The organism is Brucella sp. NBRC 14130, from assembly GCF_040371715.1.
Classification (GTDB): Bacteria; Pseudomonadota; Alphaproteobacteria; order Rhizobiales; family Rhizobiaceae; genus Brucella; species Brucella intermedia.
On the sequence record NZ_BAABTE010000005.1, the window covers coordinates 16,442 to 33,426 of the forward strand.

A 16,985-nucleotide genomic window follows, 5' to 3' on the forward strand; every position below is an offset into this window, starting at 1 on the left:
AGGACGCCGTTCGTGTGAAAACAGGTGACGGTCTCCCTGTTCCATCAATCAGCGGAGACCGTCATGTTCCCCTATCATACCGTCATATTCCTTCTTGCCCTTTTCGTCGCCGCCCCCAGTCAGGCTCATGAGGTCGGCCAGCGGGAGATCAACTTCACCAATGCGGAAACAGGCCGCACGCTTGAAGTCGGTATATGGTATCCAGCCGCGGCCGGTGGCAAAGCTACTTTGATCGGCGACAATATTATTTTCAAAGGTGCTCCGGCTGTGATCAATGCCACACCGGAAAAAGACAACTTCCCGTTGCTTGTCATGACTCACGGTTCCGGCGGTCGTTCTGAGAGCATGACCTGGCTGGCAACTGAATTGGCCAAAGCCGGATTTATCGTCGCAGCCCCCAACCACCCCGGTACAACCAGTGGCGATTCCACACCGCAGGACACGCCGAAAATCTGGGAGCGCACCGGGGACCTGTCGGCGGTGATCGATACGATGACAACGGACCCGACGTGGCGCGCAATAATCGACAAGGACAGGATCAGCGTTCTCGGCTTCTCGCTCGGCGGTGCTGCCGCCATGGAAATTGCAGGCGCAAGAGCCAATCTCGAAGCTTATGCCCGCTATTGCGATGCTTACAGCAAATGGGATTGCGCATGGTACGCCGGTGGCGTTGGCTATCGAAATGGCGGGCAGATCAAGGTCGACAAGGTTGATTTGCGCTCAATCGACAGGAACCGCTTCGAGCAATCCAATCTCGACCGCCGCATTACATCAGCTGTCATCGTTGATCCCGGTCTTGCGCAAGCCTACGATGAACAGAGCCTTGCATCGATTTCAATTCCGATGACCTTCATCAATCTCGGCGAAACCCAGACCGTTCCTCCGGGAGTGGTGGCCGACAAGCTGGCATCGATCACGCCCAAAGGAACTTATGCGGTTGTCGCTGGCGCCACCCATTTCAGTTTTCTGCCCGAATGCAAGGAAGGCGCCGCAGAACATCTGAAAGCCGCCGGAGAAATAGACCCCATTTGCAGTGATGGTGCCACTCGTCCGCGTGCCGACATTCATGCTGATGTCGCACGACTTGTATTGAAGGCGTTGCAGCCTCAGCCAAAAACCTGAACCAGAACAGACAAAGGCGGCATTCTGCAATGCCGCCTTTGAGAAACTTACGCTGATCCAGCTGAACTAAACGAAGGACCGACAGGTCCTAGAACTTCGACAGATCCTGATGGCGCGCCTTGATCTCACGGACAGTCTGCGACGAAGAACGCATTACGATAGTATGCGTCTGGATATAATCGCGGGCAAACTTGACGCCCGAGAGCATGTTGCCGTCCGTCACGCCGGTCGCGGCGAAGAGCACGTCGCCCTTGGCCATTTCTTCCATCGTATAGACCTTCTTTGGGTCTGCGATGCCCATCTTGGCGGCGCGGGCGATCTTTTCGTCGGTATTGAGCTGGAGACGGCCCTGCATCTGGCCGCCGATGCAGCGCAGGGCTGCCGCTGCCAGAACGCCTTCCGGCGCGCCGCCAATGCCGATATAGATGTCGATGCCCGTCTCGTCGGGATTGGTTGTGTGCATCACACCGGCCACGTCACCGTCGCCGATAAGGCGGATTGCGGCACCCGTCGCGCGCACTTCCTCAATCAGACGCGCATGGCGAGGGCGATCCATGATGCAGGCGGTGATTTCATTCGGCTTCACGCCCTTCGCCTTGGCGACCGACATGATGTTGTCCGTCGGGCTGGCATCGAGGTCGACGACGCCCTTCGAGTAACCCGGACCGACGGCGATCTTTTCCATGTAGACGTCAGGCGCGTAAAGCAGGTTGCCCTTCTCGGCAATCGCGATCACGGCAAGCGAGTTCGGCAGGTTCTTGGCGCAGATCGTCGTGCCTTCCAGCGGATCGAGCGCGATATCGACGTCCGGCCCCTGCTTGGTGCCAACTTCTTCGCCGATGTAGAGCATCGGCGCTTCGTCGCGCTCGCCCTCACCGATAACCACCGTTCCGGCAATCGGAAGGCGGTTCAGTTCCTGGCGCATGGCATCGACGGCCGCCTGATCGGCAGCCATTTCGTCGCCGCGGCCACGCAGCCTCGCCGCCGCCACTGCTGCACGCTCGGCCACGCGGACCAGTTCGAGTGTGAGAATGCGATCGAGTCCGTGGGGTTGCTGCTCTGCGGTCTTGGCCATTTGAACAAAGTCCTGAATTCGAATTGCGTGGATGGGGCGCATCACGCCCGCTACTGCCGCCTCTTATAGCGACACTGTGCAAACCTTTTGTCAAAGTCCCCCGCCCCCTGCAAGGGCGGGAAAGCTAAAAACATTGTACGCTCAAACTCTTAATCGATTTAAGCAATACACGGTTCGTTTCACCTCCCGGCCGGATGTGAACACTCACACCCGGCCAGAAGTTATTAAACAACCGAAAGATGTTGAACTATTCAGCTTCCGATAGCATCAAAGAAAAACTCCGGACTTTCCAGCTCGACCAGCTTTTTTCTTTCGATCATCCAGAACCGGTTGCCGACATTGCGAACAAAACTGCGGTCGTGCGAGACGATCAGGCTTGCTGCCTCATTGCGCAGCAGTTCCACCTCCAGCGCTTCCTGACCTTCGATATCAAGATGGTTCGTCGGTTCATCGAGGATATAGAAGTTTGGATTGGTCAGCCGCAGAACCAGCATGGCCAGCCGTGCCTTCTGCCCGCCGGACAGGCGTTCAAGCGGCTTTGCCTGCATCTCGAGCGTCATGCCGGCACCAGCCAGAAGGGACCGCGTCCGCTGGTCGCCAATATCGAAACGTTTCGCAATCGTCTCGAATGGGGTCCATTCCGGACGAAGTTCCGACAAGGCCTGATCGCTATATCCGAGCACCAGCGACGGTGTCGCCTTGATACCGGCCTGTGCGCGGTCCGGCGCAAGGATGGCCTCCCGCACCAGCGTCAGCAAACGGGTCTTGCCCATGCCATTGGCGCCCAGCAGGACGATACGGTCGCCCGGATTGATCCAGAGCTGCCCCGTCTTAAAGAGCAGCCTGCTGTCGGGGGTTGTAATTTCAGCCCGATCGAGAACAACCAGCGCCTTGGCGTGGCTGCCGCGGCTGTTCAGTATGATCTTGCCGGCAGAGCGTTCCACATGCGCTGCCTTGGCGCTTTCCTCGATCTTGTCGGCGCGCGCTTTCAACTGCTTGGTCTTGATCACCAGCAGATCGCTGCCGGAATTGATGCCGATATTGTTGAGCTTCGCGGCCTGCCTGCGCAGTTGCTGGACTGTCTTCATGTCCTTTTCGAACTGCCTGGCATCCGCCGCGTCGATTTCATCCAGAGCAACCCGCGCCTGACTGTATGGCAAGGTGAAGATCGGTGATTTTTCCGCCCGCAGGAACAGCGTCCGCTTCGTCACCGCATCCAGAAAGGCGCGGTCGTGACTGCTGACCACGACCGCGACTGAACGCGGCAGCGCATTCAGCCAGTCTTCCAGCAGCCGCACTTTTTCGAGATCCAGATGGTTGGTCGGCTCGTCGAGCAGGAGAACGTCGGGCTCCGACACCCATGCGCGGGCCAGAAGCGCGAGCCGCTGCCAGCCGCCGCTGAGTTGGCGCACGGGGAGCAGTCGCAATTCCTCGGCAACACGCAGGTCGTCCAGAACGATATCGGCGCGCCAGCTTTCATAATCGCGGGCTTCTTCGTCGAGACCATCCAGCACGAGATCATAGAATGTCCGGTCAAACAGCTGTTCCGGCACATACTGGCTGACATACCCGATCTTCAATCCACGCGACCGCGTGATCGTGCCGAGCGTCGGCTCGCCCTCCCCGACAAGAAGACGCAGGAGACTGGTCTTGCCGCGCCCGTTGGCAGCAACGAGACCAATACGTTCGCCCTCGCCTATGACGAGATCGAGATTGGCAAAAAGTGGCTCATGAAGAGTAAGCGAAAGATTCTGGATAGAAACAAGAGACATGGCAATCTGCTCAATTCTGCCACGCACCAATGCCCGGTTTCCAAACCGCGATATGCATCAATGTGCTGGCGAATGTCCGGCAGCGATCAATGACCGCGCCTTCAGGAAAAGGCAGAATAAGACAGTGTACTCGTCTTTTTCCGCCCTGCACAAGTTACTTATGCAGGGCAAAACCGGGGCCGTGCTGACGGTGATGATCATGACGCGTCACATACATCATACAGCCCTCCTTTTCCTGTTCTTGTCTCTTCAAATGAATCAAGCCGGATCGATTCCGACCCGGCTTTTATAACAAAGGTGAATTGAACCTGCAAGAGTGGCAGGACTTCCAGAAAACGCGCTAAAAGTGCAGCGCGTTCTGGATTTTGTCTAACGCATGTCTTTGTTCCCAAACCGGTACCCGCTTTGGGGAGGCACGCTTTATCCGGCGCGTTCGATGCGGATCATCTGTGGCTTGTCGACCAGATGATCGTCCTTGAGGATCGCTTCCAGCGCCTTTTTGACAGCCGATTCGGTCGTCTCATGCGTGACGAGAATGACCGTCTTGACACCTTCCCTTGCTGCATCATCCATCGGCGGGCGCTGCACGATCGATTCCAGCGAGATGTCGTTTTCAGCCATGCGCTTGGCGATGGCCGCGAAAGCGCCGATACGATCAAGCACGGTCAGGCGGATGAAGTAGCCGCCCGCATGCTTGCGCATCTTGGCGCGCTTGTAAGGCTGCAACGCCTTGGCAGGCGTGCCGAACACCGGCCCATGCTGGAAGCCCGGACGGCTCTTGGCGATATCGGCAACATCACCGATCACGGCGGATGCCGTCGCATTGCCACCCGCGCCGGGGCCGGAAAGCAGAAGCTCGCCCAGAAGATCGGTTTCGATTGCCACGGCGTTGGTCACGCCATGCACCTGCGCAATAACCGACGAGGTCGGCACCATGGTGGGATGCACGCGCTGTTCGATGCCTGTATCGGTCTTCTGCGCGACACCCAGAAGCTTGATGCGATAGCCGAGTTCATCGGCGGCGCGAATATCGGCGAGCGAAATATTGCTGATGCCTTCGAGATAAATGTCATCGGCAGCGATCTGCGTGCCGAAGGCAAGACTGGTCAGCAGCGCCAGCTTGTGCGCCGTGTCATTGCCTTCAATGTCGAAAGTCGGATCGGCCTCTGCATAACCGAGGCGCTGGGCATCCTTGAGACAGGCTTCGAACGAAATGCCCTCTTCCCACATCCGGGTCAGGATGTAGTTGCAGGTGCCGTTCATGATGCCATAGACGCGGGAAACCGTATTGCCGGTCAGCGATTCACGCATTGCCTTGATGACCGGAATACCCCCGGCCACCGCCGCTTCGAAGTTGAGAAGGACGCCCTTATCCTCGGCGATCTTGGCAAGCGCAACGCCGTGCCGCGCCAGCAGCGCCTTGTTGGCCGTGACCACATGGCGACCGGCGCGCAAAGCCGCTTCGACAGAAGCCCGGGCCGGTCCATCCTCGCCGCCGATGAGTTCTACGAAAACATCGATATCGGCAGATTTGGCCAGCTCGACCGGATCGTCGAACCAATTGATACCAGAAAGATCAATGCCGCGATCCCGGTTGCGGTCGCGGGCGCTGACCGCCGTGACCGTAACAGGCTTGCCGCACTGGCGCGTGAGCATTTCGGACTTGTCACGCAGGATACGCAACACCGAAGCACCAACGGTGCCGAGGCCGGCAACGCCGATCCGTAATGCATCACTCATTATTTCGACCTTCTGTATGGAGTGGCTATCAGGTGGGATGCCACGGGCGGCGAGTTGCCGTCCGTGGCGATTTCTAAAGACTATCCGCGACGACCGTCGAGCGGAATTACATTTTGCAGGTTCTCATGCTTGGCGGAGAGAAAACGCTTGATGTTACGCGCGGCCTGACGGATGCGGTGCTCGTTCTCGACCAGCGCAATACGCACGTAATCGTCGCCGTGCTCGCCAAAGCCGATACCGGGCGCGACGGCCACATCGGCCTGTTCGACCAGAAGCTTGGAGAATTCGAGCGAACCCAGCGAACGGAAGCGTTCCGGAATCGGAACCCAGGCGAACATGGTCGCAGCAGGCGGCGGAACATCCCAGCCCGCACGGCCAAAGCTCTCGACCAGCACATCCCGGCGCTGCTTGTAGACATTGCGCACATAGGCGATGTCCGATCCGTCTCCATTCAGCGCCGCTGTCGCCGCAACCTGAATAGGCGTGAAAGCACCATAATCGAGATAGGACTTCACGCGGGTGAGCGCTGCGATCAGGCGTTCATTACCGACCGCAAAGCCCATGCGCCAGCCTGGCATGGAGAATGTCTTCGACATGGAGGTGAACTCTACAGTCACATCCATGGCGCCCGGCACTTCCAGCACCGATGGCGGCGGATTGTCGTCGAAATAGATTTCCGAATAGGCAAGATCCGACAGGATGACGATGTCATGCTTGCGGGCGAACGCGACGACGTCCTTGTAGAAATCGAGCGTCGCCACATAGGCCGTCGGGTTGGACGGGAAATTCAGGATCAGCGCGATCGGCTTCGGGATCGAGTGCTTCACGCCGCGCTCCAGCGTCGGGATGAAGTTCTCGTCCGGCTTTGCCTGGACCGAGCGGATCACGCCGCCGGACATGATGAAGCCGAAGGAGTGGATCGGATAGGTAGGGTCCGGGCACAGAACCACATCGCCCGGCGCGGTGATGGCCTGCGCCATATTGGCGAAGCCTTCCTTGGAGCCGAGCGTGGCCACGACCTGCGTATCCGGATTGAGCTTCACCCCAAAGCGCCGCGCATAATATTGCGCCTGCGCACGACGCAGGCCGGGAATGCCCTTGGAAGCCGAATAACGATGTGCGCGCGGGTCCTGAACGGCCTCGCAGAGCTTGTCGACGATGTTCTGCGGGGTCGGAAGATCGGGGTTACCCATACCAAGATCGATAATGTCGGCGCCCGCCGCTCGCGCCGATGCCTTCAGACGGTTGACCTGTTCAAAGACATAAGGGGGCAGACGACGGACTTTATGGAATTCTTCCGACATGATCCTGTTCCAGTGGAGGGTTGACGTAATGGCGCGCATGCGCCGCAAAGGAGCTATACACCTGTTCTCGAATCGGGTCGAGACGTGTTGCCGCGTCAAAGGATGCGGATTTCGTCTCTAGAGCACATCCCGAAAAGTTTAACGGTTTCGGATAAGATGCGCGCCAAAAACCAAGGAAGAAGTTACTCTTCCCCGCTTTCGATCTGTTTCAGGGTAGCGTCCGTATCCTGCTGCGCCTGCTTGCGCAGGGCAGCAGCCTCGGCGGGCGTGAACCCCGCACCGCCGGTTCTGGATGCCGCCAGACGCGTGCGGTCGGCATCAAGCTTGGTAGTAAGCTGCTGCTTTTCTTCTGCGGTGATCTGCGTGGTCGCAGCCTTCGGCATATGGCCGAATGTCGGGAAAACACCGGTGCGGGAAGCGCCTTCCTGCGGCGTACCCTGAAACTCTTTTCCGCCCGCGCATGCCGTGAGCATCGCCGCCGCTGTTGCTGCCAGCAATAGGTTGGCGATCTGCCGCGTGCGCTTGGTCATGTTTCTGTTCCCGGTTGATGCCGCATAAGGCGCCGTTGGTCACAGCGCCACACAAAGATAAAGCAATTGGCAAGGGATAGCACCAAGTCGAGGCATCCTGTCAACAAGTGAGTGATGCAAATCGGAAATTCGGCTTGCGTTGAAGGCCGGAGGCTGCTCCAAACCATCCGAGACCCCAGCAGAAAAGGAAAATGTAACCAAAGGTTACACAAAGTAATATTTCGTTATAAGCGAATATTCCGCCATAGGCGCGAAGTCATTTAACGCCAGATGCGCATCAATAGTTGCACTCGGCGATTAAAAAACTTAAAAATTGGTAACGAATTGCCGAACAGGTGATTTGTCCATTACAGCGGAATGACCGTCATTGCTCTGAGGTGACTATCATAACTCGCTGATATTTCTGAATTTCTTTCCCGGCACGAACAGTCGGGAGCTGTGGGGACGATCAGCCACTGGACGTGACGTCAGCCTCGCACGGGAGAGCCGATCTCCCGAAACCAGGTAGGCCCGGCGAATCCGGGTCGCCAAACTGGTCAGGGAAATCGAGCTGGAGCAGACTGTTGAAATTTGCACATTCTACACACCGGACCTCGGGCAGGTTTCTATCAGGCAGCGTGGCTTTGCTTGCGCTTCTTGTCACGTCCTGCACGTCGACCGGCACAGGCCTTGACGGCAAGCCGCTACAGATGACCTCCGCCTCCGATGGCTCCGTGATTGCGGATACATTGCAAAGCGCAGCCGATCAGACAGCCGTAGCCGAGGCGGCGAAGGCGTCGCCTGCGGAGGAGAAAAAGGCGGAAGCCAACCCCGGTGAAACAAAGCCCGCCGTCGTGGCAGAGGCGGCAAACACCAATAACAAGGAGCAGGCGAAGCCAGCCCCAACTGCCGCACCCGCCGAGCAGCAGCAGACCCAGGTAGCAGCCCTCGCCCCCCAGCAGCCGAAGAGCACATCGCTTTTTGGCATGTTCGGCGGCAGCAAGCCCGCTGCACCTGAAGCGGCTCCGGTCGTAGAGCAGCCAGCGGAAGCGGCTCCTGCCGAAACCGCGAAGAAGCCGCAGGAACCGGCAAAGGAAGAAAAGCCCGCCGAAGCAGCAGCGCCGGAACAGACCGCAGCGGCAAAGCCTGCCGAGGCTGAAAAGCCTGTTCAGGTCGCTTCGCTCTTTGGCTCCACGAAAAGCGCTTACGCCTCGCCACAGCGCCCAACGGCCTCGCAAGGAAGCATTGCCCGGCTTTTCTCCGACGAATCGACCGGCACGCGATCCGACCGAACCGAAAGCAGGAAGGTTGCCGTGGTGAAGCCTGTTTCGCCTTCCGCGAAGCATGATTACAATTATTCGCTACCGGGCGTGCGCCCGAATGGCGGCATCGAAATCAAACATCGCAACAGTCTCTATGACGATAGCGATATTGATGCGAACGAAGACGATGAATCGGCAAATCTGACGCTTGCTTCGGCTCCCGGCCTTGCGCGCCTTGCGCCCAACGGGCTGAAAGTGCAACGACAGACCGTGGATGTCGCCTGCCTCAAGCCCCAGCTCGTTTCCATGCTGAAAACCATGGAGCGTCATTTCCGCCGCCCGGTGATGGTGACTTCGGGTTACCGCAGCCCTTCCTATAACCGCAAGGTCAACGGCGCACGGAAATCGCTCCATATGATCTGCGCCGCCGCCGACATCCAGATCGATGGCGTGTCCAAGTGGGAAATCGCGCGCTTCGCCCGCTCCATGCCGGGACGTGGCGGCGTCGGCACCTACTGCCACACGACTTCGGTTCACGTCGATGTCGGGCCGGAGCGCGACTGGAACTGGCGCTGCAAGGGTTGACGAAGCGCCCTCACTGAACACTTAAAGCCGGATCACCCGATCCGGCTTTTTCTTTTGTCTTTATTTTTCAACCGAGTAACAAAATCGGCCGCAGGGATTTTCCCCATTTTTGCAGTACATTCGATTTTTTTCAGAAAAGTGTTTTTTGGGCTTGCGAGTCAGAACCTTCCTCAATATAAGCCCACTCACACCAGCAACGGGCGCCCATCGTCTAGCGGTTAGGACGCCGCCCTTTCACGGCGGAAACAGGGGTTCGATTCCCCTTGGGCGTACCATTGCTGGTTTTTTCTTTTCCCCTTACAATTCAATCTGTTAGCACTCGATGTGCTCTGTTTTGCGCTGTCAAAACTTATTCACAGACAAGTGAAAAAGGGGCTTGCATGTCGGAAATTTCCTGACTATAAGCGCCCCACACCAGCAACGGGCGCCCATCGTCTAGCGGTTAGGACGCCGCCCTTTCACGGCGGAAACAGGGGTTCGATTCCCCTTGGGCGTACCATTGCTGGTTTTTCTTTTCCCTCGAAATTGACGCAAATATTACTGGCTGAACTGCCAGGATGTTGCTACGCGCCGGACTGCAACCTTTTTGAAAGGACAGCATGATGCCGAAAGCAACAGCAATCGTTCCCACCACCCATGCCAGCCGTTACCTGCAGCAGCTCTGCAAGCATTGGGCGCACAAATTCGCGGTCGAATTCTCTCCTGAACATGGCACGATCGATCTTGGCGAGAATCGTCTCGTGATTCTCGATGCCGATGCTGAAAAACTGACCACGACTGTCGAAACATCGGAAGAAAACCTTGCCCGCCTCGAAGAAGTCGTGGCGAGCCATGTTGTCCGCTTCGCTTTTCGCGAGGAACTCGTCTTCGAGTGGATAAGGCAATAGCAAAGGCGGCAGCGTTTACCCTATCCGTAAAATGCCCGCAAATTGCCCGGAATAGCCATTATCGCATCACAATCCGGGCAAATTTTCCCGCGAAATTCCTCCCAGTTTCAAATGACTGATTTAATGGGGAAGAATAATGACAAGCGAAACAAGAACCACTCTCACCTTTCTCGGCGCCGGCCTGGTTGCTGCGGCAATGGCTCTCGGTGCGGATATGAGCTGGGCCGACGTCATCAAGGCCCTTTTCTGACCGCCACCGCCTATATTGGCTATTTCCGCGAAGCTGTCAGAAAAGCCTTTCGCATACGCGCCGAACTGCTCTACATCGGCGCATGATTTTTCAAACGCCTCTGGTCACCGGCAGGCTGGAACGCCGCTACAAAAGATTTCTCGCCGACGTCACGCTGGATGACGGGCGGTTCATCACAGCGTCCGTGCCCAACACCGGTTCGATGCTCGGACTGAGCGCTCCAGGTTCCCGCGTCTGGCTGAGTGTTTCGGATGCCCCTCACCGCAAATATGCCCATACGCTGCAGATTGTCGAAGCGGATAATACGCTGGTTGGCGTGAACACCGGCTTGCCCAACAGAATCGCCGAAGAAGCGATCGTGAAAGGTCTCATTCCGCACCTTTCAGGATATGCCAGCCTCAAGCGCGAGCAGAAATATGGCCGGAATTCGCGCATTGATCTTCTGCTGGATGACGGCCCCCGCCAGCGGGCCTATGTCGAGGTCAAAAATGTACATTTCATTCGCACGCTCGGACTGGCGGAGTTCCCCGACACGGTGACGGCGCGCGGAGCGAAGCACCTTGAGGAACTGATCGACGTGGTTGCCGCTAGTCATCGGGGCGTGATGCTGTTTATTATCCAGCGAAACGATTGCAGCAGATTCAGCATTTCCGGCGATCTCGATCCCACTTACGCACGCGCTTTTGAACATGCGCGTGCAAACGGGGTTGAGGCCTGGGCCGTTCGGTGCCACATAACGGATAACAGCATTGACGCCACTGAACTGGTGCCAATTGAATGATTAAGGTCTAAGACGGATCGAGTGATGGTAACCTATATCGAAGCGACAAGTGCACCCATGAAATATACGGGCCAGATCAGGCTCTATGGCCCCGAGGCTTTCGAGGGTATGCGCACGGTCTGCAATCTGACGGCACGCTGTCTCGATGCCCTCAACGATATCGTCAAGCCAGGTGTGACCACCAACGAGATCGACCGCTTCGTGTTCGAGTTCGGCATGGATCACGGCGCGTTTCCGGCAACGTTGAACTATCGCGGCTATACGAAATCGACCTGCACGTCGATCAATCACGTCGTCTGCCACGGTATTCCGAACGACAAGCCGCTGCGCGAGGGCGATATCGTCAATATCGACGTCACCTATCTCCTTGATGGCTGGCACGGCGATTCCAGCCGCATGTATGCGGTAGGCGAAATCAAGCGCGCCGCCGAGCGGCTGCTGGAAGTCACCTATGAAAGCCTTTTGCGCGGGATCGCAGCCGTCAAGCCGGGCGCCAAGACCGGTGCAATCGGTGCGGCGATCCAAACCTATGCCGAAGGCGAGCGCTGTTCTGTCGTGCGCGATTTCTGCGGCCACGGCGTCGGACAACTGTTCCATGACGCACCAAATATCCTTCACTACGGCACGCCTAATGAAGGGGTGGAAATCAAGGAAGGCATGATCTTCACCATCGAGCCGATGATCAATCTCGGCAAATCGCATGTGAAGGTTCTAGCCGATGGCTGGACGGCCGTTACACGGGACCGGTCGCTGACGGCGCAATATGAACATACGGTCGGCGTCACGAAAGACGGCTGCGAGATATTCACTCTCTCCCCAGCCAACGTCTTCGGACCGCCTTCCATGAGATGACGTCGAAGTGATATCATCTCGATAATTGTCTGGTCTGTTTTTGCGGGGGTTTAAACAGTATGGCAAAGAGCAAGACCGAGACGGGTAATGCGCAGATGCCCGGCTTCAGCGATACGCTGCAACTGACGCCAAAAATCGAAAAGCCGCATTACGCCGGGCATCGCGATCGTCTCAAACAGCGTTTCAGGGAAACTCCCGACGCGCTCGCGGATTATGAATTGCTCGAAATGCTGCTGTTTCGCGCCATTCGGCGCGCGGACACCAAGCCGCTCGCCAAGGCGCTTTTGACCCGGTTCGGCTCGATTGCCGAAGTGCTGGCCGCCCCCGAAAAACTGATCGCCGAAGTTCCCGGTGCCGGGCCCACCGTCGCGCATGAACTCAAGCTTGTGGAAGCCGTCGCCAAGCGAAGCGCCCGCAGCACGGTCATGGAGCGCGAGGTTCTGGGCTCATGGAATCAGGTGATCGAATATTGCACCACCGCCATGGTCTACGAGACCCGTGAGCAGTTCCGCATCCTGTTCCTCGACAAGAAGAACAAGATGATTGCCGATGAAGTGCAGCAGACCGGCACGGTCGATCATACGCCCGTCTATCCGCGCGAGGTCGTCAAACGGGCGCTGGAACTATCCGCGACCGCCATCATCCTGGTGCACAACCACCCGTCCGGCGACCCGACCCCATCGCGCGCCGATATCGACATGACCAGGCAACTCGTCAATGCCGCCAAGGCGCTCAACATCACGGTGCACGACCACGTCATCGTCGGAAAGCACGGTCATGCCAGCTTTCGCGGGTTGGGATTGATCTGACAGCGCATCCACCTCAAGCCGTTACCAATTGTTAAGCATAGCGCAAGGAATGGCTGCGCAATGCATGGAAATCGCTCGAATTTTCTTAAATTTGGACACAATCAGAGGTGAGACGGAAGCCAGAGCGAAGGCAAGGCCTTTCGATGGCAATAATGAATTCAGGCATGTTTCCCGCCAGCGTTCTTCGACGGGAAAATCGGAGTAAAAAATGTTGAAGCGTTCTATCATAGCAGTGGCGCTTGGCGCCGCAATCGTTGCTTTTGCAGGGTCGGCTTTCGCTGCCGACATGATGGGAGCAACGGACTATTCCTATAACGATCCGGTTGCCAGCGGTCCGCATGACTGGTCCGGCAATTATATCGGCGCACAGATCGGCGCTTCCTCGTCCAAGGTTCCCGGCCCCTTCACCAACCGCACCGGCGCTTTGGGCGGCGTTGTTGTCGGCAAGAACATGCAGAGCGGCAATGTCGTGTTCGGTGCGGAACTCGAAGGCAACTTCGCCGAAGCGGAGCATCGCATCGGCCATGGCGGCAGCCTCCAGCAATCGTGGAACGGCAATGCCAAGGGCAAGGTCGGCTATGCTTTCGACAAGACGCTGGTTTATGGCACCGCCGGCTACGGTGTGACCCGCTTCAAGGCCAAGGACAACACCACCTCGGCCCCCGGCTGGGAAGGCGGCGCACTGATCGGCGCCGGTGTCGAGCAGGCACTGACCGGCCCGCTTTCCGTCAAGGCCGAGTATGACTTCCAGCGCTTCAGCGATGTGAAGTCCCGCGTCAACGGCGTGGAGCAGCGCAACAATCTGAAGAACCATTCGATCAAGGCTGGCCTGAACTACAAGTTCTAGACCTCTTGATCGATGCGAAACTTCATTCTGTTTTCGCATCAAGCAATTCGCCTTTTGCACAAAGGGCTGCGTTTCACGGCGCAGCCCTTTCGTTTTGCATAAATTTATCTTCATTTCGCAGTCTGACTACGTCATCGGATGGCTTGACTCCGACAGGCACTCACCGCTTATAAATTGCGAGTGGATTGCGGGGAACAATAAGAGCGAAAAGTTCAACCATCATATCGGGAGGTTGTCTTACCTTGCCGTTTAATTCTCCCGCGCCTGAACACTTGGATATGTGGTTCTGCTTCCGCAGGCCATGCAGTCAGGAATGAAAGAATGCAGCGCGTTTTTGACGGACATAATGATGTCCTTCTGCGGCTTTGGGAAAATGCCCGCAAGGGCGAAGACCCGATCAGGGAATTTATCGACGGAACGGATAGCGGCCATATCGATCTCCCCCGCTCTCTTAAAGGCGGTCTCGCTGGCGGCATATGCGCCATTTATGTTCCCTCGGGCGAGCATATCGAACTGGGCAAGCCGGACGCGAATGGCCATTATGAAACGCCCCTTTCGCCACCGCTGGAACGCAGCCCCTCCCTCGATATCGCTCTCGATATCGCTGCCATTGCTCTCAAGCTGGAAGCCGCTGGCGGCTGGAAGCTCTGCCGCAATGGCCGCGATCTCGACGAGACGCTGGACAGCGACACATTCACCGCCGTGCTGCACATGGAAGGCTGCGAAGCCATCGATGAAGATCTGGCCGCGCTTGAAGTCTTTTACGCCGCGGGCCTGCGTTCGCTCGGACCTGTCTGGAGCCGCAACAATATCTTCGCTCACGGCGTTCCGTTCGCCTACCCGATGAGCCCCGACACCGGCCCTGGCCTGACGGATACGGGCAAGCGCCTCGTCAAGGCATGCAATGCCAAGGGCATTCTGATCGATCTGGCGCATATCACCGAAAAAGGCTTCTGGGACGTGGCGAAACTGAGCGATCAGCCGCTGGTTGCCAGCCATTCCAATGCACACGCCCTTACTCCCGTCGCACGCAACCTGACCGACCGTCAGCTTGATGCCATTCGCGAGAGCAAAGGCCTTGCCGGACTGAACTACGCCACGACGATGCTGCGCGCCGATGCCAAGGAAGACTCCAACACGCCGCTTTCCGATGTGGTGCGCCACGTGGATTACATGGTCGAACGGATGGGCATCGACTGTGTGGCGCTTGGTTCGGACTATGACGGTGCAACAATTCCAGCGGAAATCGGCGATGCGGCCGGCACGCAAAACCTTGTCGCAGCTTTGCGGAAAGCGGGATATGGTGAAGAAGAGCTGGCAAAAATTTGCCGGGGCAATTGGATACGCGTTTTGAAACAGGCCTGGCACGAAGCAGCGTGATCTGGAGCGCATCCTGTGAACGGTTATCGGAACAGGACGCGCAGGAACAAAGACAAAATCCCAAACAAAATCACAGGAAGGGAACTCTAACATGATGCATTTCGGACGTTTTCGTATTCTGGCTGCCGGTGCGGCACTTGCGGCCGTGCTGGCTGCAAATCCGGCCTGGTCCGCCACGCCGGCCGATACGCTGGTCCAGGCATGGGCCATCGACGACACGATCACGCTGGACCCGGCCGAGTCTTTCGAACTGAGCCCGGCTGAATTCATCGGTAACGCCTATGACATGCTCGTCCGTCTCGACATCAACGACACGTCGAAGGTCGTTCCGGGCGTCGCCGAAAGCTGGACCGTTTCCGACGACGGCCTCACCTATACGTTCAAGCTGAAGAAGGACATCAAGTTCGCTTCCGGCAACCCGATCACTTCTGCCGACGTTGCCTACTCCTTTGAGCGTGCCGTGCGTCTCGACAAGAGCCCGGCCTTCATCCTGACCCAGTTCGGCCTGACGAAGGATAACGTCAACGAAAAGGCGAAAGCCGTTGACGACAGCACCTTCGTTTTCACCGTCGACAAGCCTTATGCACCAAGCTTCGTGCTGAACTGCCTGACCGCGACCGTCGCCGCAGTCGTCGACAAGAAGCTTCTCGAAGAACATGCCGAGAAGGTGACGCCGACCGACGAGTACAAGTACGAAACCGATTACGCCAATGCATGGCTGAAAACCAAATCGGCAGGCTCCGGCCCGTTCGTGATCCGCGAATGGCGCGCCAATGAAGTCGTCATTCTGGAACGCAACGACAATTTCTATGGCGAAAAGGCCAACCTTAAGCGCGTCTTCTATCGTCACGTCAAGGAAAGCGCGACGCAGCGCCTGATGCTCGAATCCGGCGATGTCGATGTGGCGCGCAATCTGGAACCGGGCGACTACGAAGCTGTCCTGAAGAACGACAAGCTTTCCACGACCAGCGCCGCCAAGGGCACAGTCTATTACATCAGCCTCAACCAAAAGAACCCGAACCTGGCCAAGCCTGAAGTTCGCGAAGCTTTCAAATATCTGGTCGATTACGATGCAATCGGTTCGACGCTCATCAAGGGCATCGGCGAAATCCGCCAGACCTATCAGGCCAAGGGCGTTCTTGGCGCTCTCGATGCTGCGCCGTACAAGCTCGACGTCGCCAAGGCGAAGGAACTGCTTGCCAAGGCCGGTCTGAAGGACGGTCTTTCGGTTACGTTCGACGTGCGTAACGGTCAGCCGGTCACCGGCATTGCCGAATCCTTCCAGCAGACCGCTGCACAGGCCGGCGTGAAGATCGAAATCATCCCCGGCGACGGCAAGCAGACGCTGACCAAGTATCGCGCCCGCAACCACGATATGTATATCGGCCAGTGGGGCATGGACTATTGGGACCCCAATTCCAACGCTGAAGCTTTCACCAGCAACCCGGACAACAGCGACGACGCCTCGACCAAGACGCTTGCATGGCGCAACGCCTGGGACATTCCGGAGCTGACCAAGCAGACGCAGGCTGCTCTTCTGGAACGGGACAACGACAAGCGCGCCGAACAGTACAAGAAGCTGCAGCAGGAAGCGCTCGACCAGAGCCCGTTCGTCATGCTGTTCCAGCAGGTTGAAGTCGCCGGCATTGGCGGCAATGTGAAGGGCTACAAGCTCGGCCCGACATTCGACTCCAACTTCCTGGCGAACGTCAGCAAGGAATAGTCGGCCATGCTTCGGCGTGTGGAAACAACCACGTGCTGAAACGGCTTTAAATCAACGGGATGGAGCGGTTTTCTGAATCAATAAGGA

Annotated in this window: 15 protein-coding genes and 2 tRNA genes; 12 read left to right on the top strand and 5 right to left on the bottom strand. The window is 57.5% G+C overall.

The features are described from left to right. Nucleotides 1-63 precede the first annotated feature (63 nt). Nucleotides 64-1,122 (top strand): alpha/beta hydrolase family protein, encoded by a 1,059-nt coding sequence (locus ABWW28_RS11210; protein ID WP_353391006.1) that lies wholly within the window; start codon nt 64-66, stop codon nt 1,120-1,122. A gap of 88 nt (nt 1,123-1,210) precedes the next feature. Here the strand turns inward: ABWW28_RS11210 and glpX are convergent, their stop codons facing one another. Together glpX and ABWW28_RS11220 are read right to left on the bottom strand one after the other, a co-directional pair. Continuing rightward, entirely contained in the window at nt 1,211-2,197 is a 987-nt protein-coding gene (glpX, locus tag ABWW28_RS11215; RefSeq protein ID WP_006470299.1) for a class II fructose-bisphosphatase, read from the bottom strand. Nucleotides 2,198-2,448: 251 nt separating this feature from the next. Further along, a complete protein-coding gene (locus ABWW28_RS11220) occupies nt 2,449-3,969 on the bottom strand; it encodes an ABC-F family ATP-binding cassette domain-containing protein (RefSeq protein WP_021585964.1) in 1,521 nt (506 codons plus the stop codon). Here ABWW28_RS11220 and ABWW28_RS11225 point away from each other — a divergent pair. Continuing rightward, nucleotides 3,968-4,261 (top strand): hypothetical protein, encoded by a 294-nt coding sequence (locus ABWW28_RS11225; RefSeq protein WP_021585965.1) that lies wholly within the window; start codon nt 3,968-3,970, stop codon nt 4,259-4,261. The two genes, ABWW28_RS11220 and ABWW28_RS11225, sit on opposite strands and share 2 nt — an antisense overlap. A 128-nt stretch (nt 4,262-4,389) precedes the next feature. Here the strand turns inward: ABWW28_RS11225 and ABWW28_RS11230 are convergent, their stop codons facing one another. The 3 genes from ABWW28_RS11230 to ABWW28_RS11240 all read right to left on the bottom strand — a co-directional run bounded on the left by ABWW28_RS11230 (nt 4,390) and on the right by ABWW28_RS11240 (nt 7,543). Further along, nucleotides 4,390-5,709: a homoserine dehydrogenase gene (locus tag ABWW28_RS11230; RefSeq protein ID WP_021585966.1), complete on the bottom strand. Its 1,320-nt coding sequence runs from the start codon at nt 5,707-5,709 to the stop codon at nt 4,390-4,392. Between the two features lie 80 nt (nt 5,710-5,789). After that, nucleotides 5,790-7,013 (bottom strand): LL-diaminopimelate aminotransferase, encoded by a 1,224-nt coding sequence (locus tag ABWW28_RS11235; RefSeq protein WP_021585967.1) that lies wholly within the window; start codon nt 7,011-7,013, stop codon nt 5,790-5,792. A gap of 182 nt (nt 7,014-7,195) precedes the next feature. Next, nucleotides 7,196-7,543: a hypothetical protein gene (locus tag ABWW28_RS11240; protein ID WP_006467069.1), complete on the bottom strand. Its 348-nt coding sequence runs from the start codon at nt 7,541-7,543 to the stop codon at nt 7,196-7,198. A 563-nt stretch (nt 7,544-8,106) separates the two neighbouring features. On the opposite strand from ABWW28_RS11240, the gene ABWW28_RS11245 reads away from it, so the two are divergent. From ABWW28_RS11245 to ABWW28_RS11290, 10 genes are all read left to right on the top strand, one after another. Next, nucleotides 8,107-9,369 carry a YcbK family protein gene (locus tag ABWW28_RS11245; RefSeq protein WP_031346338.1) on the top strand — a complete coding sequence of 421 codons (1,263 nt, stop codon included), beginning with the start codon at nt 8,107-8,109 and terminating at the stop codon, nt 9,367-9,369. Between the two features lie 200 nt (nt 9,370-9,569). Next, a tRNA-Glu gene (locus tag ABWW28_RS11250) sits at nt 9,570-9,644 on the top strand. Nucleotides 9,645-9,793: 149 nt separating this feature from the next. Continuing rightward, nucleotides 9,794-9,868, top strand: a tRNA-Glu gene (locus ABWW28_RS11255). A 103-nt stretch (nt 9,869-9,971) separates the two neighbouring features. Further along, nucleotides 9,972-10,256 carry a DUF2218 domain-containing protein gene (locus tag ABWW28_RS11260; protein ID WP_031346339.1) on the top strand — a complete coding sequence of 95 codons (285 nt, stop codon included), beginning with the start codon at nt 9,972-9,974 and terminating at the stop codon, nt 10,254-10,256. A 332-nt stretch (nt 10,257-10,588) separates the two neighbouring features. Further along, nucleotides 10,589-11,287 carry a DNA/RNA nuclease SfsA gene (gene sfsA / locus ABWW28_RS11265; protein WP_021585970.1) on the top strand — a complete coding sequence of 233 codons (699 nt, stop codon included), beginning with the start codon at nt 10,589-10,591 and terminating at the stop codon, nt 11,285-11,287. Nucleotides 11,288-11,311: 24 nt separating this feature from the next. Continuing rightward, a complete protein-coding gene (map, locus tag ABWW28_RS11270; RefSeq protein WP_021585971.1) occupies nt 11,312-12,139 on the top strand; it encodes a type I methionyl aminopeptidase in 828 nt (275 codons plus the stop codon). 59 nt (nt 12,140-12,198) lie between these two features. Next, nucleotides 12,199-12,948 (top strand): RadC family protein, encoded by a 750-nt coding sequence (radC, locus tag ABWW28_RS11275; RefSeq protein WP_176588174.1) that lies wholly within the window; start codon nt 12,199-12,201, stop codon nt 12,946-12,948. Nucleotides 12,949-13,156: 208 nt separating this feature from the next. After that, entirely contained in the window at nt 13,157-13,795 is a 639-nt protein-coding gene (locus ABWW28_RS11280) for an outer membrane protein (RefSeq protein ID WP_176588175.1), read from the top strand. A gap of 321 nt (nt 13,796-14,116) precedes the next feature. Beyond that, the gene (locus tag ABWW28_RS11285; protein WP_021585973.1) at nt 14,117-15,175 is read left to right on the top strand and encodes a dipeptidase; all 1,059 of its coding nucleotides are present in this window, start codon (nt 14,117-14,119) and stop codon (nt 15,173-15,175) included. Between the two features lie 91 nt (nt 15,176-15,266). Beyond that, complete coding sequence (locus tag ABWW28_RS11290; protein ID WP_006467078.1) at nt 15,267-16,898, top strand: ABC transporter substrate-binding protein; 1,632 nt, start codon at nt 15,267-15,269, stop codon at nt 16,896-16,898. Nucleotides 16,899-16,985: the final 87 nt, after the last annotated feature.

Coding starts and splice junctions, on each gene's coding strand:
- ABWW28_RS11230 (WP_021585966.1), bottom strand. CDS start 5,709: ATGAGTGATGCATTACGGATCGGCGTTGCCGGCCTCGGCACCGTTGGT.
- ABWW28_RS11225 (WP_021585965.1), top strand. CDS start 3,968: ATGGCAATCTGCTCAATTCTGCCACGCACCAATGCCCGGTTTCCAAAC.
- ABWW28_RS11220 (WP_021585964.1), bottom strand. CDS start 3,969: ATGTCTCTTGTTTCTATCCAGAATCTTTCGCTTACTCTTCATGAGCCA.
- radC (WP_176588174.1), top strand. CDS start 12,199: ATGGCAAAGAGCAAGACCGAGACGGGTAATGCGCAGATGCCCGGCTTC.
- sfsA (WP_021585970.1), top strand. CDS start 10,589: ATGATTTTTCAAACGCCTCTGGTCACCGGCAGGCTGGAACGCCGCTAC.
- ABWW28_RS11240 (WP_006467069.1), bottom strand. CDS start 7,543: ATGACCAAGCGCACGCGGCAGATCGCCAACCTATTGCTGGCAGCAACA.
- ABWW28_RS11260 (WP_031346339.1), top strand. CDS start 9,972: ATGCCGAAAGCAACAGCAATCGTTCCCACCACCCATGCCAGCCGTTAC.
- map (WP_021585971.1), top strand. CDS start 11,312: ATGGTAACCTATATCGAAGCGACAAGTGCACCCATGAAATATACGGGC.
- glpX (WP_006470299.1), bottom strand. CDS start 2,197: ATGGCCAAGACCGCAGAGCAGCAACCCCACGGACTCGATCGCATTCTC.
- ABWW28_RS11280 (WP_176588175.1), top strand. CDS start 13,157: ATGTTGAAGCGTTCTATCATAGCAGTGGCGCTTGGCGCCGCAATCGTT.
- ABWW28_RS11285 (WP_021585973.1), top strand. CDS start 14,117: ATGCAGCGCGTTTTTGACGGACATAATGATGTCCTTCTGCGGCTTTGG.
- ABWW28_RS11235 (WP_021585967.1), bottom strand. CDS start 7,013: ATGTCGGAAGAATTCCATAAAGTCCGTCGTCTGCCCCCTTATGTCTTT.
- ABWW28_RS11290 (WP_006467078.1), top strand. CDS start 15,267: ATGATGCATTTCGGACGTTTTCGTATTCTGGCTGCCGGTGCGGCACTT.
- ABWW28_RS11210 (WP_353391006.1), top strand. CDS start 64: ATGTTCCCCTATCATACCGTCATATTCCTTCTTGCCCTTTTCGTCGCC.